17 protein-coding genes are annotated in these 16,520 nt (G+C 72.5%); 11 read left to right on the top strand and 6 right to left on the bottom strand.

Annotated elements, in window-relative coordinates:
- The first annotated feature begins 176 nt into the window (after positions 1 to 176).
- Complete coding sequence (locus KV205_RS25660; protein ID WP_265866979.1) at positions 177 to 608, top strand: hypothetical protein; 432 nt, start codon at positions 177 to 179, stop codon at positions 606 to 608.
- Here KV205_RS25660 and KV205_RS25655 read toward each other — a convergent pair.
- The 3 genes from KV205_RS25655 to KV205_RS25645 all read right to left on the bottom strand — a co-directional run bounded on the left by KV205_RS25655 (position 583) and on the right by KV205_RS25645 (position 3,108).
- Positions 583 to 2,256 (bottom strand): DEAD/DEAH box helicase, encoded by a 1,674-nt coding sequence (locus KV205_RS25655; RefSeq protein WP_265866978.1) that lies wholly within the window; start codon positions 2,254 to 2,256, stop codon positions 583 to 585. The two genes, KV205_RS25660 and KV205_RS25655, sit on opposite strands and share 26 nt — an antisense overlap.
- Before the next feature lie 87 nt (positions 2,257 to 2,343).
- Positions 2,344 to 2,547, bottom strand: coding sequence for a cold-shock protein (locus tag KV205_RS25650; RefSeq protein WP_007502648.1), 204 nt, complete (start codon positions 2,545 to 2,547; stop codon positions 2,344 to 2,346).
- A 174-nt stretch (positions 2,548 to 2,721) separates the two neighbouring features.
- On the bottom strand, positions 2,722 to 3,108 hold the full coding sequence (locus KV205_RS25645; RefSeq protein ID WP_265866977.1) for a hypothetical protein: 387 nt from the start codon (positions 3,106 to 3,108) through the stop codon (positions 2,722 to 2,724).
- Here KV205_RS25645 and KV205_RS25640 point away from each other — a divergent pair.
- The 3 genes from KV205_RS25640 to KV205_RS25630 are packed head-to-tail and all read left to right on the top strand — an operon-like array spanning position 3,095 to position 4,400.
- Positions 3,095 to 3,514: a hypothetical protein gene (locus KV205_RS25640; protein ID WP_265866976.1), complete on the top strand. Its 420-nt coding sequence runs from the start codon at positions 3,095 to 3,097 to the stop codon at positions 3,512 to 3,514. The genes KV205_RS25645 and KV205_RS25640 overlap by 14 nt on opposite strands.
- Positions 3,515 to 3,568: 54 nt before the next feature.
- Complete coding sequence (locus KV205_RS25635; RefSeq protein WP_265866975.1) at positions 3,569 to 3,778, top strand: hypothetical protein; 210 nt, start codon at positions 3,569 to 3,571, stop codon at positions 3,776 to 3,778.
- Positions 3,779 to 3,812: 34 nt separating this feature from the next.
- Complete coding sequence (locus tag KV205_RS25630) at positions 3,813 to 4,400, top strand: HutD family protein (RefSeq protein WP_265866974.1); 588 nt, start codon at positions 3,813 to 3,815, stop codon at positions 4,398 to 4,400.
- Between the two features lie 4 nt (positions 4,401 to 4,404).
- On the opposite strand, the gene KV205_RS25625 is transcribed toward KV205_RS25630, so the two are convergent.
- From KV205_RS25625 to KV205_RS25615, 3 genes are all read right to left on the bottom strand, one after another.
- On the bottom strand, positions 4,405 to 5,589 hold the full coding sequence (locus KV205_RS25625; protein WP_265866973.1) for a hypothetical protein: 1,185 nt from the start codon (positions 5,587 to 5,589) through the stop codon (positions 4,405 to 4,407).
- 174 nt (positions 5,590 to 5,763) lie between these two features.
- Positions 5,764 to 6,792: a TolB-like translocation protein gene (locus KV205_RS25620; RefSeq protein ID WP_265867043.1), complete on the bottom strand. Its 1,029-nt coding sequence runs from the start codon at positions 6,790 to 6,792 to the stop codon at positions 5,764 to 5,766.
- 5 nt (positions 6,793 to 6,797) lie between these two features.
- Positions 6,798 to 8,090 (bottom strand): MFS transporter, encoded by a 1,293-nt coding sequence (locus tag KV205_RS25615; RefSeq protein WP_265867042.1) that lies wholly within the window; start codon positions 8,088 to 8,090, stop codon positions 6,798 to 6,800.
- A gap of 471 nt (positions 8,091 to 8,561) precedes the next feature.
- Here KV205_RS25615 and KV205_RS25610 point away from each other — a divergent pair, with 471 nt between their 5' ends.
- The 7 genes from KV205_RS25610 to KV205_RS25580 all read left to right on the top strand — a co-directional run bounded on the left by KV205_RS25610 (position 8,562) and on the right by KV205_RS25580 (position 16,466).
- The gene (locus KV205_RS25610) at positions 8,562 to 9,770 is read left to right on the top strand and encodes a hypothetical protein (protein WP_265866972.1); all 1,209 of its coding nucleotides are present in this window, start codon (positions 8,562 to 8,564) and stop codon (positions 9,768 to 9,770) included.
- Positions 9,767 to 10,549, top strand: coding sequence for a WecB/TagA/CpsF family glycosyltransferase (locus KV205_RS25605; protein WP_265866971.1), 783 nt, complete (start codon positions 9,767 to 9,769; stop codon positions 10,547 to 10,549). Before KV205_RS25610 ends, KV205_RS25605 begins: the two co-directional genes overlap by 4 nt.
- A complete protein-coding gene (locus KV205_RS25600; protein WP_265866970.1) occupies positions 10,549 to 11,808 on the top strand; it encodes a nucleotide sugar dehydrogenase in 1,260 nt (419 codons plus the stop codon). Before KV205_RS25605 ends, KV205_RS25600 begins: the two co-directional genes overlap by 1 nt.
- A 5-nt stretch (positions 11,809 to 11,813) precedes the next feature.
- Positions 11,814 to 12,929: a non-hydrolyzing UDP-N-acetylglucosamine 2-epimerase gene (wecB, locus tag KV205_RS25595; protein ID WP_265866969.1), complete on the top strand. Its 1,116-nt coding sequence runs from the start codon at positions 11,814 to 11,816 to the stop codon at positions 12,927 to 12,929.
- A 117-nt stretch (positions 12,930 to 13,046) separates the two neighbouring features.
- Positions 13,047 to 13,859 carry a chain length determinant protein gene (locus KV205_RS25590; protein ID WP_265866968.1) on the top strand — a complete coding sequence of 271 codons (813 nt, stop codon included), beginning with the start codon at positions 13,047 to 13,049 and terminating at the stop codon, positions 13,857 to 13,859.
- Positions 13,860 to 13,876: 17 nt separating this feature from the next.
- Positions 13,877 to 15,424 (top strand): oligosaccharide flippase family protein, encoded by a 1,548-nt coding sequence (locus tag KV205_RS25585; RefSeq protein WP_265866967.1) that lies wholly within the window; start codon positions 13,877 to 13,879, stop codon positions 15,422 to 15,424.
- Positions 15,414 to 16,466 (top strand): hypothetical protein, encoded by a 1,053-nt coding sequence (locus KV205_RS25580; RefSeq protein ID WP_265866966.1) that lies wholly within the window; start codon positions 15,414 to 15,416, stop codon positions 16,464 to 16,466. Before KV205_RS25585 ends, KV205_RS25580 begins: the two co-directional genes overlap by 11 nt.
- The last annotated feature ends 54 nt before the right edge of the window (positions 16,467 to 16,520 follow it).

Below are 16,520 nucleotides of genomic sequence, written 5' to 3'. Positions count from 1 at the left end.
GTGCGCCCCCACGGGCCCGAACAGAACACTGCAGGGTCGCCCCCTCCTCCTCAGACGGCCCTCGTGTTTGAACGGCGTGCACCGCCTCTCCACGCGCGTGCACTGTGGCGGCTCCGGTCAACCCCTGGACCGGAGCCGCCACCTTTTTGCGCACGACCGACTGATGGGAAGGGACGATGAGCCGCATCACCGATCTGTGGCGGGCCGGCCTGGCACCCGCCCGCAGCGGCCTCTACCGGGCCGACGGCTCGGCGCGCGAGGCGGCGACCGACGGCGCCGCGCTGTCGTGGTTCGAGCTCGGAGCGCCCCTCGACCTGGACGCCCTGCTGGCGGAGGATCCGGAGGGCGTGACGCAGATCGACATCCACCGACGGTGCTTCGCGAAGCTGCCGGACGCGTCCGGCTATGTGTGCGGGGGAGACGGCGCACACGGCTCGGAAGGGTTCGCGGCCCGCCTCGACACGGACCGGAACCTGGTGTGGGTGGTGTTCATGGCCGACTCCAACCCCTTCGAGAGGGTGGCGACGCGCGGCACGACCGCGGTGTTCTTCAACAACCTCGGCAACTCGCTTGCGATCGACCTCACGCACCACGACTTCCGCGCCTGACGCCGGCGGTCCTGGCCGAGGCGCCGCGGGACTCCTTGCCCTCCCCGCCCCGGCGGTCCGGGCGGCCGGCCGAGCGGGCGGTGCCCGACGCGCCGGCGGCGGTCCGGCGGCTCGCGGTCCGGTCCTTCGCCACCCGCTCCTTCGCCACCCGGTCCTTCGCCACCCGGTCCTTCGTGCCGCGCTCCTTCGTACCGGTGGCGGCCTCCGCCGCCCTGGTGCCGGTGCCAGTGGCAGCACCAGCGCCGGCACCGCCACCGGCCCTGCGGCGCCGTCGGGCGGGCCGCGCGCCCGTGCCGCGCTCGGCGTCGGTCCTGCGCTCGCGGCGCGGCGCCGGCGGGGTCGCGGGCTGGGGGACCTCGACGACGACGGGGACGCCGGAGGGCTCGCGGGCGCCGGTGATGTCGGTCAGTTCCGCGTCGGTGGACTTGATGCGGGCCGTGCTGGGACGGATGCCCGCGTCGGACATCAGCCGGGAGACGTCCCGCTTCTGCTCGGGCAGCACCAGCGTGACCACGCTGCCGGTGCCGCCGGCGCGGGCCGTGCGGCCGCCGCGGTGCAGGTAGTCCTTGTGGTCTGTGGGGGGATCGACGTTCACGACGAGGTCGAGGTTGTCGATGTGGATGCCCCGGGCCGCGACGTTGGTCGCCACCAGCGCGGTGACCTGGCCGTTCTTGAACTGGTCCAGGGTCCGGTTCCGCTGCGGCTGCGAGCGGCCGCCGTGCAGCGCGGCGGCGCGGACGCCCACGGACAGCAGGCGCTTGGCGAGCCGGTCGGCCGACCGCTTCGTGTCGAGGAAGAGGATGACCCGGCCGTCCCGGGCCGCGATGCGCGTGGTGACGGCCTTCTTGTCGGTCTCGTCCATGAGGTGGAGCACATGGTGCTCCATGGTGGTCACCGCGCCCGCGGACGGGTCCACGGAGTGTACGACCGGGTCCGTCAGGAACCGCTTCACCAGCCGGTCGATGTTGGCGTCCAGGGTCGCCGAGAAGAGCATGCGCTGCCCGTCCGGCCGCACCTGCTGGATCAGCTTGGTGACCTGCGGCAGGAAGCCCATGTCGGTCATCTGGTCGGCCTCGTCCAGGACCGTGATGCGGACGTCGTCGAGCACGCAGTCCCCGCGCTCCACGAGGTCGTTGAGCCGGCCGGGGCTCGCCACGAGCACCTCGGCGCCGCGCCGCAGCGCGGAGGCCTGCTTGTTGATCGAGAGCCCGCCGACCACGGTGGTCATCCGGAGGTTCACGGCCGTGGCGTACGGGGTGAGCGCGTCCGTCACCTGCTGGGCCAGCTCCCGCGTCGGTACGAGCACGAGGGCGAGGGGCGCCTTGGGCTCGGCCCGCAGTCCGGCGGTACGGGCGAGCAGCGCGAGACCGAACGCGAGGGTCTTGCCGGAGCCGGTGCGTCCGCGGCCCAGCAGGTCGCGGCCGGCCAGCGAGTTCGGCAGCGTGGCGGCCTGGATGGGGAAGGGGGTGGTGACCCCCTGCGCGGCCAGGGTCTTCAGGAGCCCCCCGGGCATGCCCATGTCGGCGAATTCCTCGACGGCGGGAAGCGCGGGCGTCGTGCTCTCCGGCAGCTGGAACTCCCTCGGCGACGAGGGGGCCGGTGACGGCTTCGAGGCGCGTCGGTTCGACTTCTGGGGCCTACGGGACATGCGGAGGTCTGCCTTCCTGGAAACAGCGCAAACCGGGGCCCGCACCATGACGGTGCCGACCCCGGTGTACCGATACGCGTACGGCGATCAGGCGGGAACGATGTTCTCCGCCTGCGGGCCCTTCTGGCCCTGCGTCACGTCGAAGGACACACGCTGGCCCTCCTGGAGCTCACGGAAGCCCTGGGTGGCGATGTTCGAGTAGTGGGCGAAGACGTCCGGGCCGCCGCCGTCCTGCTCGATGAAGCCGAAGCCCTTCTCGGAGTTGAACCACTTCACGGTTCCCTGCGCCATGACTTTCTCCTTCTGTAGGCAGAGGCCCCATCCGGAGATGCCGGAAAACAAAATATGCGCCCGATGAGAAGCATTCCCGTCAGGCGCACATAGGTTCATGGGTACCGCAACTGCAACCTCGCAAGGCTAACACGGCCCGGCCGCGGCTCGACGGGGTACCGCGCGTCCGAAGCGTTACGTCTCCTCGGCTGCACCGTGTCCTGCCGCCGGTAGGTTGACCCGGCCCACCGCACCGAGCAACGCCAGGGAGAACCACATGCGCCGTACCCACGCCGTCGTCGTCGGCACGGTGAGCGCCGTGCTCCTGGCGGCGGCCGCCACCGGCTGCGGCCCGGAGGCGACCGGGAAGGCGACGACCTCCCCCTCCCCGGCCTCGGCGAGCCCCTCGCCCACGGCCACGGCCGCGCTCACCGCCACGCCCACGCCGACACCCGAGGCGAGCGTCACCACCCGCCCCGCCTCGCCCACCGCACCGACGTCGCCCGCGTCGTCCTCGAAGGCCGCGACCAGGCTGCCGACGCCGGCGCCGGCGCCGACCTCCCTCGCGATGCGGGTGGCCACGCCGGGCGGCGGGCTGAGGCTGAGGGCCGGCGGCGCCGCGCAGGAGTTCACCGTCACCCTCCGCAACGGCAACACCCGCGCCTACCGGCACCTGACGCTCGCCCTCCAGATGGAGATCATGCCGGGCGCCACCGCCGACCCCGCCTACCGCCTGGAGCGCTGGGACGCCTCGGCCGGCACCTGGCGCGCGGCCACGCTGCGGATCGCCAACGACGTCTATCCGTACGAGCTCGCCACCGGCGGCACGGCCCTGGCCAAGGACGCGGTGGTCACCCACCGCTACCGCATCCGCGCCGCCACCGGTGCCGCGCCCGGCCCCAACCCGCTCATGATCGGCCTGATCGACACGGACGCGGACACCCGCGTCCAGCGGGCCTCACTGCCCCAGACCACGCTCGCCCCGTAGCCGTAGCCGTAGCCGTAGCCGTAGCCGTAGATCCCCACGTGGGAGACTGTGCGCATGGCAGCGGCAGGGGAGTGCGAACCGGAGTCGGAACGGGTCGCACGGCACCTCCGGGACGAGATTCTCGACGGGGTCCGCCCGCCCCCGGGAGCAAGCTCGTGGAGCTACGGACTCGCGCGGCTCCGCGCCCACCTCGACGAGGAGTTGGCCGTCCGGCACCTCGAACACAGCCGCCGCGCGATCGCCGACCACCGCCGCGAGGCCTGACCGTGAAGATCCACCGGCACCAGGAGCTGACGAGATGACCGCAGGACGCCACGCAGGACGCCTGCTCAGGGCACACGACCGGCCGGCGACGCCCTGGCGGAACGGCGGAGGTGTGACCCGCGAGGTGGCCGCCGGGCCCGCCGACGCGGGTCTTGACGACTTCACCTGGCGGGTCAGCCTCGCCGATGTCGCGGCCGGCGGCCCGTTCTCCGCCTTCCCGGGCGTGGACCGGATCATCACGGTCGTCGACGGCCCCGGCATGGAGCTGACGGTCGACGGGACCCCGCACCTCGTCGACACCGCCTACGAACCGTTCGCCTTCTCCGGCGACGCGGCGACGGACTGCCGTCTCCTGGGCGGCCCGCTCGTCGACTTCAACGTGATGACCCGGCGTACGGCCGCCACGGCGGAGGTACGGCCGACCCGCGAGCCGTTCGAGGTCGCCGCCCCGGCGGCCGGCGCCGTGACCCTGGTCGTCGTGCTGTCGGGCACGGCCACCGAGACCGGCTCCGGCCGCACCCTGGAGCGCTTCGACGCGGTCCTGTACGAGGAGGGTGAGGCCGGATCGTTCCGCGTGGACGGTGTGACGGCCGTGGTCACGGTGACGCCCGCAGCGAACTGAGGCCTCAGTTGCCGCCGGGCTCGTAGTTGGTCAGGACGCACCCGTCGGCACTCGCCTTCTCCAGACGGTAGCCCGCCGGGGCGGCGAAGCCCGGCTCGCAGTTCAGGTAGAGGAACTGGAGCTGGTACAGGCCGTTGCGGACGGCCGGGTCGTTCGTCTCCACCGCGATGTTCTGGCCGACGAGCAGCCGGCTCGCGGTGGAACTGAGCCGGTTGTCGTCCTTCAGGTCCTCGCGCTGGGCGTCCCTGGCCCGGTTCTGAAGGAGCGTCATGTCGTAGACGGTGTCGATCCAGTTGAGGTCGTGCGCGCGTTGCTCGCCCGCCGGGTAGCCGCACAGCGCACGGTCCTCGACGCCCCAGGCACGGTGGTCACCGGTGATGACGGGCCGGTAGTCGATCGACTCGACCGCGAGGGTGTCGGGGTCGGTCGCATAGTTCGCGCAGTCGATGTAGTTCGGGTGGAGCATCCTCTTCAGCTCGTCCAGGCTCTCGGCGCGCGGCAGCCCCAGGCTTCCCTCGGTCGGCTGCCCCGGCTTGTCGGACGGCTCGTCGCTCGCGGCCGGATCGCGCGGCGCCTCGAAGTTCGGGCTGCCGGAGCCGTCCGCGCTGCCGACGAAGTCGCTCAGGACGCAGCCGTCGACCAAGGCCTTCTCGCGCTTGTACCCCTCCGGCACGGTCGCCGTCGGGTTGCAGGTGAGAATGCGTAGATCCGAACGGGACAGCTTGAGCGCGGTCTTGGTCTCCGTCGGCGTGACGGCGAAGTTCTTGCCGACGAAGACCCGGCTGAAGAGACCGTAGGTGGCCTCGCCCGCCGTGATCTTGTCCAACACCCGCTTCTTGTAGCTCTCCTGGAACGCCTTCATGTCGGACGTCATGTAGAAGATCAACTCGCCGTGCTCGACCCGGTCGCTGCACACACCCCGCTCGGTCACCGCCCACTTCCCGACCGTCGTGAGGTCGGTGAGCGGCAGTCGCGAGTCGTTCGGATCCGTCCCCATCTTCTCGCAGGACGCGTAACCCTGCACGTACGCCTGCGCCTGCTCCAGTGACGAGACGTCAGTTCCCTTGCCCGGAGCGGCGGTCGGACTGGTCACCTCGACGGTGCGGTCGTGGCCGGTGTCCTCGCAGGCCGTGAGCGCGGTCAGCGCGGCGATGGTGGTGAGGGCGGTGGTGATCCGCTTGAAGTACATGGTCCCGTTCCGTCGTGACTGTTTCGATGCAGGGCAGTGCAGTGCAGTGCAGTGCGGTGCCGTTGGCGTGTGCGATGGCGTGCACATGCTAATCCTGTGATCGAAAACCGCGTCGCCTCGCACGCTCACCAGTCGGACGTGAACAGCGGTACCGCCGGGCGCAGGATCATCCGGTCATTTGACCGGCGTCGGCGGGGCCTGGCCGTCCTCGAAGAGGAGTTTCGGGGTGCCGGTGCCGTCGGCGGGGACGGTCCAGGTGTCGTTGCTGTTGGGGCGGGTGTCGGCGGGGAGGGCGTAGGCGAGGGTGTGGGCGTCGAGCCAGACGGCCTGGTCGTCGACGCTGCGGCGCTCGGCGAGCGTGGTGGACTTCAACGTGCGCAGATCCAGAACGTGTTCGCGCCAGAGAGCGGCCGTACCGAGGACCCGCTTCTTGTACGCGACGCGGGTGCCGTCCGGGGACAGCGAGGGGCACTCGACGTTCCGCGTCAGGGTGGTCACCGCGCGGGCCCGCACCGACCCGCGCACCAGGTAGGTGTCGTCGCCCGTGGACAGGGTCGCGTAGAAGGTGTCGTCGTCGGTCGCGAACGTGACGCCCCAGAAGTTGACGTCCTGGTTGCGGTACGGGCGTCCCTCCAGGGTGATCGCGAACTCCTCCAGGTTCGGGATGAGTTGCCAGCCCCGGGTGTCCAGGATCGAGGTGCGGGTGGAGAAGAAGGCGGTGCCGTACGACTCGCCCTTCACGAACACCGTCCAGGCGGCCAGCTTTCCGCTGGGGGAGACCCGGGCGCGGCTCGGGATGCCGGCGAGGGGGTAGCTCTTCACGGTGCGCAGGCCCGCGTCGAGGATCTGCGCGCGGTACGCGGGGCGGCCGAGGGCCGTCGTGGACTGCAGGCACACACCGGTGCCTGCGGCCGAGTGGAAGCGCAGACAGCTCAGGTCCGAGGCGGTACGGACGGAGCCCGCCGCCCGGTCGGCCGGGACCGACACCAGGTGGTCGCGCTGCGGCCCGGCGGCCGTGTTGCGGAAGACAAGGCGGCCCGGCTCGTCGAGGGTGACCCGGCCCGCGGTGAACGCCGGGCCGCCCGGGCGCGGCTTGTTCTCCTCCTCGGCCCGGTCGGCGGCGGACAGCACCGACCAGGCGCCGACGCCCCCGAGCAGCAGCACCCCGACAGCCAGGATCAGCAGTCGGCGCAGCGGGGTCAGGGACATCACTCTTCTCCCGGGGACGAGGACAAGGCAGGAGCGGTCGGGCGCAGGGCCACGCCCGCCGCCGTCGCGCAGCACGCGAGCCCGGCCGCCGCCGCGGCGAGCGCGGGCCCGTCGCCCCACGCCGCCCACGCCGCACCGAACGCCAGCGAGCAGCAGAACCGGGCGAGGGCCTGACCGGTGCCGACCAGGGCGAGCCCGCTCGCCCGCAGCCGCTCCGGCACCACCGCGCCCACCGCCGCCGGCAGCACCCCGTCGGTCGCGGCGTAGAACGCGCCGTGCAGCACGAGCACCAGGTACGGCAGGGCCGGCGTCGCCGGGGCCCACAGCAGCAGCGCGTACGCGAGGAGCAGCCCCGCGTGGCCGGCGAGGAAGACGGTGCGCCGGCCCACCCGGTCCGCGAGCCGCCCGAGCGGCAGCGCGAGCAGCAGGAAGACCGTCGCCGTGCCCAGCGGCAGCAGCGGGAACAGCTGCTCGGCGACTCCGGTACGGCGCTGCACCAGGAGGTAGAGGAAGGCGTCGCTGACCGTCGTCAGACCGAGCAGCACCGCGCAGCCGAACAGCACCCGAAGCCGCCGGGTGCGCAACAGCCCGAAGGCGGCCCGCAGATCGACCTTCTCGACCGGCGCCGCCGCGGACGCGGCCGCCGACGCCGCAGACGCCCGCTTCCCGCCCGGTACGAACAGCAGCAGGACCAGGACACCCAGCGCGGCCACGCACCCGCTGACCGCGAACACCGCGTCGTACCCCCCCGCCGCCACACCGAGGATGAGGAAGGCGAGCACCGGACCGAGCAGCGCTCCGGTGGTGTCCATCGCCCGGTGCACACCGAACGCCCGGCCCTGCCGCTCCGGCGGCGCGGACAGCGAGATCAGCGCGTCGCGCGGGGCGGTGCGCAGACCCTTGCCCGTACGGTCCAGGGCGAGGGCCGCGCCCAGGGCGCCCATGTGGTGCACGAGGAGCAGCGGCTTGCACAGCGCCGACAGGCCGTAGCCGATCCCCGCCACCAGCTTGTGGTCGCGCACCCGGTCGGCGAGGTGGCCGCCGGTGAGCTGGACCAGGGCGCTCACCCCGTTCTGCACGCCGTCGAGCACACCGAAACCGAGCGGGCTCAGGCCAAGCCCGAGGACCAGGTACAGCGGCAGGACGGCGGTGACCATCTCGGTCGAGACATCGGTGATCAGGCTGACCGCGCCGAGCGCGAAGACGGTCGGCGAGACCGCCCGCACCGTGCCGCGGACACGGTCCCGCGCGGTGGCGGTCCCGCGCGGGGCGGAGCGATCGGCCAGGTACACGGTCAAGGACTCCAGCCTCGTCGAACGGGTGGACGCGCGCCCACTGTAACGGCTGGCGCCCGGCGGAACGGCAGGATCGGTGCGGCTTCGCGGCTGCTTGCCACCAATTCCGCGAAAGGCCTCATCGTCACCGTGTTGTGCGCCTATCTTCCCGTTGTACGCTGCGAGTTGAGCACAGCCGTCGCGCTGTGCCCAGGGGGTGTTCGAGGGGGACTTGTCGGCACGTCCGGAGGATGGGGATCCACCGGGTGACCGAGCGGACGCGTGGGCGCGGTGCCGCCCGGGGGGTTGGAGGAGACCCTCCCGGCCTGCCGTGCCGCGCTCCCGCACACATGAAAGGCCGTCCCCCTCACCTCACCCCCGCCGCTCTCATCGCTCAGCGCCGCACCACAACGGCCCGCCCACACCGGGCCGTTCACACGCCGACCCGGACCAGCCGCTCTGGACCGGACCGACCCGAGGGGGGTGGGTGTGTCAGATCGTCCTGCCAACACACCCGACATTCCACACAGTTCACGGCTGACGGAGCTCTCCCGAGCCGACGGAACGCTCCATGAACTCGCCACCCGACTGCTCACCGTGGCGGAGCGCGGACTTCCGCGGATGCTCCTGCCGGACGGCGCCGGATTCGTCTTCACCCGCGCCGGGCGCCCCTCGGGCGCCGGCTCCTTCGTCCTGGAGCAGCGCGGCACCAGCATCCGCTACGCGGCGATCACCGCCCTCGGCGCGCGCTTCCTGCCCGCCGACCGGCAGCGCGCGGTGCTCGGCGGCCACACCGCCGAGGAGTTCACCGGGCTCCTGATCGAGCGGCTGCCCGGGGTGCGCAACCTCGGCGACGCCGCGCTCATAGCCTGGGCCGCCGCCGAGACCGGGCACCCCAAGCTGTCCGACGCCCTCGACCGGGTCGCCCTCCTCGACCCGCCCGGCCGGCCCCAGTACACCGTCGAGGCCGCCTGGGTGCTCTCGGCGCTCGCCGCCGCCCGCCCCCTCCTCGACGTCGAGCAGCGGCTCGCCGCCGCCCGCGACCGGCTGCTGCGCGCCCGGATCGGCCGCAGCCCGCTCTTCCCGCACGCCACAGGCCCGGGCCTCAACCCCTGGTTCCGCGCCCACATCGGCTGCTTCGCCGACCAGACGTACCCCCTGCAGGCCCTCGCCCGCGCCCACGCGAGCGGCGACGACCCGCAGGCGCTGGCCGCCGCCGACGCCTGCGCCACCCGGATCTGCGCCCTCCAGGGCGAGGGCGGCCAGTGGTGGTGGCACTACGACGCCCGCCGCGGCACCCTCGTCGAGGGCTACCCCGTCTACAGCGTGCACCAGCACGCCATGGCCCCCACCGCGCTGCTCGACCTCGCCGAGGCCGGCGGCACCGACTTCGGCGAGCCGATCCGGCGCGGACTGCGCTGGATGACCGAGGTGCCCGAGCTCGCCCGCGCGGGCGCCACCGAGCCGATGATCCTCGACGAGCTCGGGGTGACCTGGCGCAAGGTCTACCGCGGCGACCCGAAGAAGGCCGTCCGCGCCGCCCGCGGCCTGAGCACCCGCCTGCTGCCGGGCCTGCGGCTCGGGGCGCTCGACGCCGTGTTCAAACCCGCCTCCGTGGACCGCGAGTGCCGCCCGTACGAGTTCGGCTGGATGCTCTTCGCCTGGCTCGGCTCGCTCCCCGGGGGTGGCGAGAGATGACCCCGCGTCAGAACCTCTTCGGCGTCACCCTCGACGCCCTCACCATGGACCAGACCGTCGCCCACTGCCTCGCCGCGATCCGGGCCGGCGAGCGCCTGGAGATCGGCGTCGTCAACGCCGCCAAGCTGGTCAACATGCGCCGCGACCCCGCCCTCGCCCGGGCCGTCTCCGGCTGCGACCTCGTTCTCGCCGACGGCCAGGCCGTGGTCTGGGCGAGCCGGCTGCTCCGCCGCCCGCTGCCCGAACGCGTCGCCGGCATCGACCTGTTCACCCGGCTGCTCGCCGAGGCCGAACGCGAGGGCCTGTCCGTCTACTTCCTCGGCGCCAAGCAGCACGTCCTGGACGAGATGCTGCGCCGGATCGCCGTCCGCCACCCCCGTCTGCGGGTCGCGGGCAGCCGCAACGGCTACTTCGCCGACGCCGAACAGCCCGCCGTCGCCGACGCCATCGCCGCCGGCGGCGCGGACCTGCTCTTCCTCGGCATGACCTCGCCCAAGAAGGAGATCTTCACCGCCGGCTACGGCGAGCGCAGCAAGGTGGCGCTCGTGCACGGCGTCGGCGGCTCCTTCGACGTGCTCGCCGGCGTCACCCGCCGGGCCCCCGAACGCTGGCAGCGGCTCGGCCTCGAATGGCTCTACCGCACGCTCCAGGAGCCGCGCAGGCTCGGCCGCCGCTACCTCACCACCAATGTCTCCTTCGCCCTGATGACCGGCCGCGAGCTGCTGCTCGGCCGTACCGCCTCACCGTCGATCAGCACCGCCAGCAGGGGGGAATCGTGATGCGCCGCGTCGTCGTCGTGGGACAGGGATACGTCGGACTGCCGCTCGCCATCCGCGCCGCCGAGACCGGTCACGAGGTCATCGGCTACGACGTGGACACCGAGCGGGTGAAGAGCCTCGCCGCCGGGGAGTCGTACGTCGAGGACGTCTCCGCCGAGCGGATCCGCGCCGCCCTCGACGCCGGGACCTACCGGGCCAGCGACTCCGTACGGGACTGCGGCGGCTTCGACGTCGCCGTCGTCACCGTGCCCACCCCGCTGCACGAGGGCACCCCCGACCTGCGCTACATCGAGGAGTCGGCCCGCGCCCTCGCCCGCTATCTGCGCCCCGGCGCCACCGTCATCCTGGAGTCGACCACCTACCCCGGCACCACCCAGGAGCTCTTCGGACCGCTCCTCGAAGAGGGCTCCGGACTCGTCGCGGGCGCCGACTTCCACCTCGGCTACAGCCCCGAGCGGATCGACCCCGGCAACCCGGTCTGGGGCTTCGAGCAGACCCCGAAGATCGTCTCCGGAGTGGACGCCGGCTCCCTCAAGGCCGTCCAGGAGTTCTACGACGCCCTGGTGGAGACCACCGTGCCCGTGGGCTCGCCCAAGGAGGCCGAGCTCGCCAAACTCCTGGAGAACACCTTCCGGCACGTCAACATCGCCCTCGTCAACGAGATAGCGATGTTCGCCCGCCACCTCGACATCGACGTCTGGCAGGCCATCGACGCCGCCTCCAGCAAGCCCTTCGGCTTCATGCGCTTCACCCCCGGACCCGGCGTCGGCGGCCACTGCCTGCCGATCGACCCCTCCTACCTGTCCTGGCGGGTGCAGCGCGAACTCGGGCAGAGCTTCCGATTCGTCGAACTCGCCAACGACATCAACAACCACATGCCCGACTACGTCACCCGGCGCCTGGTCAACGCCTTCAACACCCGCAAGCGGTCCGTCAACGGCTCCCGCATCCTGCTCCTCGGCCTCGCCTACAAGAAGAACACCGGCGACGCCCGCGAGTCGCCCGCGCTCCGCATCTCCCAACTCCTCCTGGACATGGGCGCCGAGGTCCGCGCCGCCGACCCGCACGTCGTCGAGGGCCAGCGGGTCGACAACCGGCTGGAACGGGTCGAACTCACCGAGGCCGAGCTCGCCGCCGCCGACGCGGTGGTGCTCCTCACCGACCACGACGCCTTCGACTACGCCCTCGTCGAGGCCCACGCCGACTACGTACTCGACTGCCGCCGCCGGCTGAGCGGTCCCCGGATCGAGGTGCTCTGACCCCCATGCGGACCCCCATGCGGATCATCTGTGTCGCCGGCGCGCGACCCAACTACATGAAGATCAAACCGGTGTTGGACGCCCTGGAGGCACACGGCGCCGAGACCTTCCTCGTCCACACGGGCCAGCACTACGACCCGGCCATGAACGACGTGTTCTTCCGCGACCTGGGCCTTCGCCCGCCCGACCGCTTCCTCGGCGTCGGCTCCGGAAGCCACGCCGCCCAGACCGGCCGGGTCATGACCGCCTTCGAACCCCTCGTCGACGAACTCGCCCCGGACCTCGTGGTCGTGGTCGGCGACGTCAACTCCACCCTCGCCTGCGCCCTCGTCACCGCCAAGGCCGGACCCCTGCTCGCCCATGTCGAGGCCGGCCTGCGCAGCCGCGACTGGTCGATGCCCGAGGAGGTCAACCGGCTCGCCACCGACCGGGTCAGCGACTATCTCCTCGCCCCGTCCGAGGACGCCGCCGACAACCTGCGCGCCGAGGGCTACCACGAGGACCAGATCCACGTGGTGGGCAACGTCATGATCGACACCCTCTTCGCCAACCTCGACCGGGCCAGGGCCTCCGGCACCCTGGCCGGCCTCGGCCTCACCCCCGGCTCGTACGGCCTGGTCACCCTGCACCGGCCCGCCAACGTCGACGACCCGGAGATCCTCGCCGGCCTGCTCAAGGGCCTCGGCGAGGTCGCCGCGCACTGCCCGCTGGTGCTGCCCGTGCACCCCCGGGCCGCCGAGAGGATCGACGCGATCGGGGCGCCCGGCGGCATCCGGCTCGTCCCGCCCGCCGGCTACCTCGACTTCATCGCCCTCCAGGCCGGCGCCCGGATCGTGCTCACCGACTCCGGCGGCGTCCAGGAGGAGACCACCGCGCTCGGCGTGCCCTGCGTCACCCTGCGGGACAACACCGAACGCCCGATCACCGTCGAGCAGGGCACCAACGTGCTCGCCGGCCGCGACCCGGACCGGATCCTCGCCACCGCCCTGAAGCTCCTCGACGCCCCGCCGCCGCCCCGCCGCCCCGCCCTGTGGGACGGCCGGGCGGGGGAGCGGATCGCCCGGGTGCTCCTCGACGGCGGCACCGCCACCACCCGCCCCAGGCCCACCGACGGCCGCTGAACCGCCGCACGTGGTGATCGCGAAGGGGTCACGCCCGCTCGCGATCCCACCTATTCTCATCTGCGGTACGGCAGTTGAGCAGCCGCCGCCGAACGGGGGCGCGCAAGGGGGAATGCCATGGACCTCGCAGAGATCTTCCGGGTCATGTGCCGGCGGTGGTACGTCCTGCTGCCCGGCCTTCTGCTCACCGCCGGGCTCACGGTGGGCGCGTGGCTGGTCGTGCCCGTGACGTACGAGTCGCAGAGCACCGTCGCGATGCTCAACTCCCGCAAGGGCGCGGAGGCCGACGGCAACCCCTTCCTCAGCATGGAGCCCTCGCTCACCGGCATGGCCGACAGCCTCGCCCGCAACGTCAACTCCGACGCCTCTGTCGCCGAGTTGAAGACCCAGGGGATGCGTGAGAAGTACGAGGCGAAGATCGCGGACAACGCGCAGGGCCCGCTGCTCTGGCTCACCGTGACCGGCCAGGACCGGGACGCGGTCCTGGCCGGGAACAAGACCCTCATGGCGTTCACCGCGCAGCGGCTCAAGGACCTCCAGGCGGACCAGAAGGTCTCGCCGGACGCCATGATCCGGATCACCACGATCGTCCCGCCGCAGGACCCCGAGCCCCAGGTGAAGTCCAAGGTCCAGTACCTGATCATGGCCGCCGGCCTCGGCATCGTGCTCAGCCTCGTGGCGACCTTCTTCGCCGAGGCGCGGCGCCGCGCCAAGGACAGGGCAAAGGCCCGGGCCGCCGCCGAGGCGCCTACGGAAGCGGCGGAAGCCGGCCGGGACGCGGACGCGGATGCGGTTGACGACGACGAGGAGGACCTGGACGGGGACCGGGCCGCCGTACCGCAGCAGCTCGACCAGCCCACCGTGCAGCTGCCCGTCCTGCCCGTCTCCGAGCGCCGCCCCGCCAAACGACCCCCCTCCTGGGCCAAGTGACGGGACACCCACCACCCATGGCGAACGACTCCGCCGCCCCTGCCGCAGGACCCGCCTCCCTCGGCACCAAGGTCCGCTCCGCGACCCGCTGGAGCCTGATCAACACCGTGGTGATGCGGCTCGGCAACTTCGCCACCGGCATCGTCCTGGTCCGCTACGTCCTCGACCCGGCCGCCTGGGGCGTGTACGGCGTCGCTCAGACCGTCCTCATGGTGCTGCTCGCCGCCAACGAGCTCGGCGTCACCCTCGCCGTCGTGCGCTGGGAGGGCGACGTACGGCGCTTCGCGCCCACCGTCCTCACCCTCGGCGCCCTGTCCAGTTCCCTGCTCTACGTCGCGCTGTTCGCCGCCGCCCCCGGCGTCGCCGCGCTCCTCGGCGCCCCCGAGGCCACCGCCGTCCTGCGGGTGATGTGCCTCTGTCTGATCCTCGACGGCCTGTCCCAGGTGCCCGCCGGAGTCCTCACCCGCGAGTTCCGGCAGGGCCGCCGGATGATCGTCGACGCCCTCAACTTCGTCGTCAGCACCACCGTGACCCTGGTCCTCGCCCTCCAGGGCTGGGGCGCCATGAGCTTCGCCTGCGGCGCCGTGGCCGGCAACGTGGTCGCCCTGGCCGGCTGCGCGCTCGCCGCGCCCGGCATGCTCCGCTTCGGCTGGGACCGCGAGCAGGCCCGGGCGCTGCTCCGCTTCGGACTGCCGCTGGCCGGCGCCAGCCTGCTCTCGCTCGCCGTGGTGAACGCCGACGCGATGATCGTCGGCGCCGTCCTCGGCCATGTCGCCCTCGGCTTCTACATGCTCGCCTTCAACATGGCGGGCTGGCCGGTGCGGGTCATCTCCGAGACCGCGCGGCGGGTGTCCTTCGCCGGCTTCTCCCGGCTCGCCGACACCCCGAAGGCCCTCTCCGACGGCTTCGCCCGCGCCCTCGGCGCCCTGATGACCGCCACCGTGCCCGCCTGCGTCCTGCTCGGCGCGCTCGCCGGACCCCTGGTCGAGCTGGTGTACGGGGCGAAGTGGCGGCCCGCCGCCGAGGCGCTGCCCTGGCTGATGGCCCTCGGCCTGGCCAGGATCGCCGCCGAGCTCACGTACGACTGTCTCGTCGCGATCGGCCGCCGCCGCGCCCTGCTGCTCATCCAGGGGCTCTGGCTGGTCACCCTGGTGCCCGTGCTCGTCCTCGCGGCCCGGGCCGGCGGCATCGAGACGGTCGCCGCCGGCCATGTGGTCGTCGCGGGCGCCGTCGTCCTGCCCGTCTTCGTGCTCGCCCTGCGGCGCGGCGGCGTGGCCGTCCGGGCCCTCGTTCGGGTGTGCGTACGGCCGGTGCTCGGCGGCCTGGTGATGGCCCTGGTCCTGGTGGTGCTGCGGCAGCGGCTGGGGGAGGGGGCGCCGGCCGTGTGCGCCACCAGTGTCATCGGCCTGGTGTGTTACGCGGTGTGCGCGCTGCCCGCCCGCACACTGGTGCGCGGCGCACGCGCCAGGCTCGGCCGCGACCGGACCGGGCAGCCGGAGGACACGGGCGCCGCCCCTTCCGTACCGGCACCGAAGCGGCCGGCCGAGCCGGCCCGTGAACGATGAGGTGAGTTCCCTGGCCCGACCCCGTCGCCGCAAGGCCCTCGGCGCGGCGCTGCTCGCCGCCGTCCTGCTGTTCGCCCTGTTCACCTTCACCGGGCTCGGCCAGCAGGCGCTCTGCCTGGGCGGCGCGGCGCTGTGCGACTCGCGCGCCATCACCGCCCCCGGCGCCGACGGCGGCCCCTCCGGGAAGGCCGACGACGGCAAGCCGGCCGCGCCGAAGGGCTGCGCGCGGCCCCGCGACTGCGGCTACCCGGACGAGACCACCACCGGCCCCCGTACCGCCACGCTCACCCCGCAGAGCACCGGCAACGCGGCCATCCGCACCGACGGCACCGTCATCCGCGGCTGGGACATCACCGGCTCCCTCGACGTCTACGCCAACAACGTCACCGTCGTCGACAGCCGGATCACCTCCACCAACTGGTGGGGCATCAACCTGCGCCCCGGCTTCTCCGGCCTGAAGATCCTCCACACCACGATCACCGCCGTGCCCGGCAAGGGCCTGAACAACGGCGGCTCGGACTACGCGGTCTCCAACATGTCCACCAGCTCGATCGAGATCGGCTACTGCGACATCTCGGTCTTCGGCGACGCCCTCTCCATGGGCCAGGGCGAGATCCACGACAACTACGTGCACGACATCGTCCCGTTCAAGAACCTGGACGGCGAATGGCAGCACACCAACGCCGTCATCAGCAACGGCGGCGGCAAGGGCAAGCTGACCATCCGTCACAACACGCTGCTCAACCCGACACCGGTCGAGAAGGGCGCCTCCGCCGCCGTCGGTCTGTTCGCCGACAGCGCCCCGGTCACCGGGACCGTCGTCCACGACAACTGGCTGGCGGGCGGCGCCTATACGCTCTACGCGGGCGGCAAGGACTCCTCGGGCATCGAGGTCACCGACAACGTCTTCTCGCCGCAGTACTACCCGGCGGGCGGCAAGTACGGTGCCGTCTCCTACTGGAACCCCACCGGAAAGGGCAACGTCTGGCGGGGCAATCGGATGGCCGACGGCACGCCCGTGAACCCGCCACCGCCGAACTGACCGATGCCAGCCGGTCGTTCGGAAAGTGCGAGGTCACGTTCCGGGCATCGACCT

Origin of the sequence: Streptomyces sp. SKN60 (genome assembly GCF_026236535.1) — a bacterium.
Lineage (GTDB): Bacteria > Actinomycetota > Actinomycetes > Streptomycetales > Streptomycetaceae > Streptomyces.
The sequence above is the reverse complement of the archived record's forward strand: the minus strand, read 5'-3'. Positions and strand labels throughout refer to the sequence as shown.

Excerpts from the sequence above, each read along its gene's own strand:
- KV205_RS25660 (WP_265866979.1), top strand. The coding sequence starts at position 177 with ATGAGCCGCATCACCGATCTGTGGCGGGCCGGCCTGGCACCCGCCCGC.
- KV205_RS25655 (WP_265866978.1), bottom strand. The coding sequence starts at position 2,256 with ATGTCCCGTAGGCCCCAGAAGTCGAACCGACGCGCCTCGAAGCCGTCA.
- KV205_RS25650 (WP_007502648.1), bottom strand. The coding sequence starts at position 2,547 with ATGGCGCAGGGAACCGTGAAGTGGTTCAACTCCGAGAAGGGCTTCGGC.
- KV205_RS25640 (WP_265866976.1), top strand. The coding sequence starts at position 3,095 with ATGCGGGTGGCCACGCCGGGCGGCGGGCTGAGGCTGAGGGCCGGCGGC.
- KV205_RS25635 (WP_265866975.1), top strand. The coding sequence starts at position 3,569 with ATGGCAGCGGCAGGGGAGTGCGAACCGGAGTCGGAACGGGTCGCACGG.
- KV205_RS25630 (WP_265866974.1), top strand. The coding sequence starts at position 3,813 with ATGACCGCAGGACGCCACGCAGGACGCCTGCTCAGGGCACACGACCGG.
- KV205_RS25625 (WP_265866973.1), bottom strand. The coding sequence starts at position 5,589 with ATGTACTTCAAGCGGATCACCACCGCCCTCACCACCATCGCCGCGCTG.
- KV205_RS25605 (WP_265866971.1), top strand. The coding sequence starts at position 9,767 with ATGACCCCGCGTCAGAACCTCTTCGGCGTCACCCTCGACGCCCTCACC.
- KV205_RS25600 (WP_265866970.1), top strand. The coding sequence starts at position 10,549 with ATGCGCCGCGTCGTCGTCGTGGGACAGGGATACGTCGGACTGCCGCTC.
- wecB (WP_265866969.1), top strand. The coding sequence starts at position 11,814 with ATGCGGACCCCCATGCGGATCATCTGTGTCGCCGGCGCGCGACCCAAC.
- KV205_RS25590 (WP_265866968.1), top strand. The coding sequence starts at position 13,047 with ATGGACCTCGCAGAGATCTTCCGGGTCATGTGCCGGCGGTGGTACGTC.
- KV205_RS25585 (WP_265866967.1), top strand. The coding sequence starts at position 13,877 with ATGGCGAACGACTCCGCCGCCCCTGCCGCAGGACCCGCCTCCCTCGGC.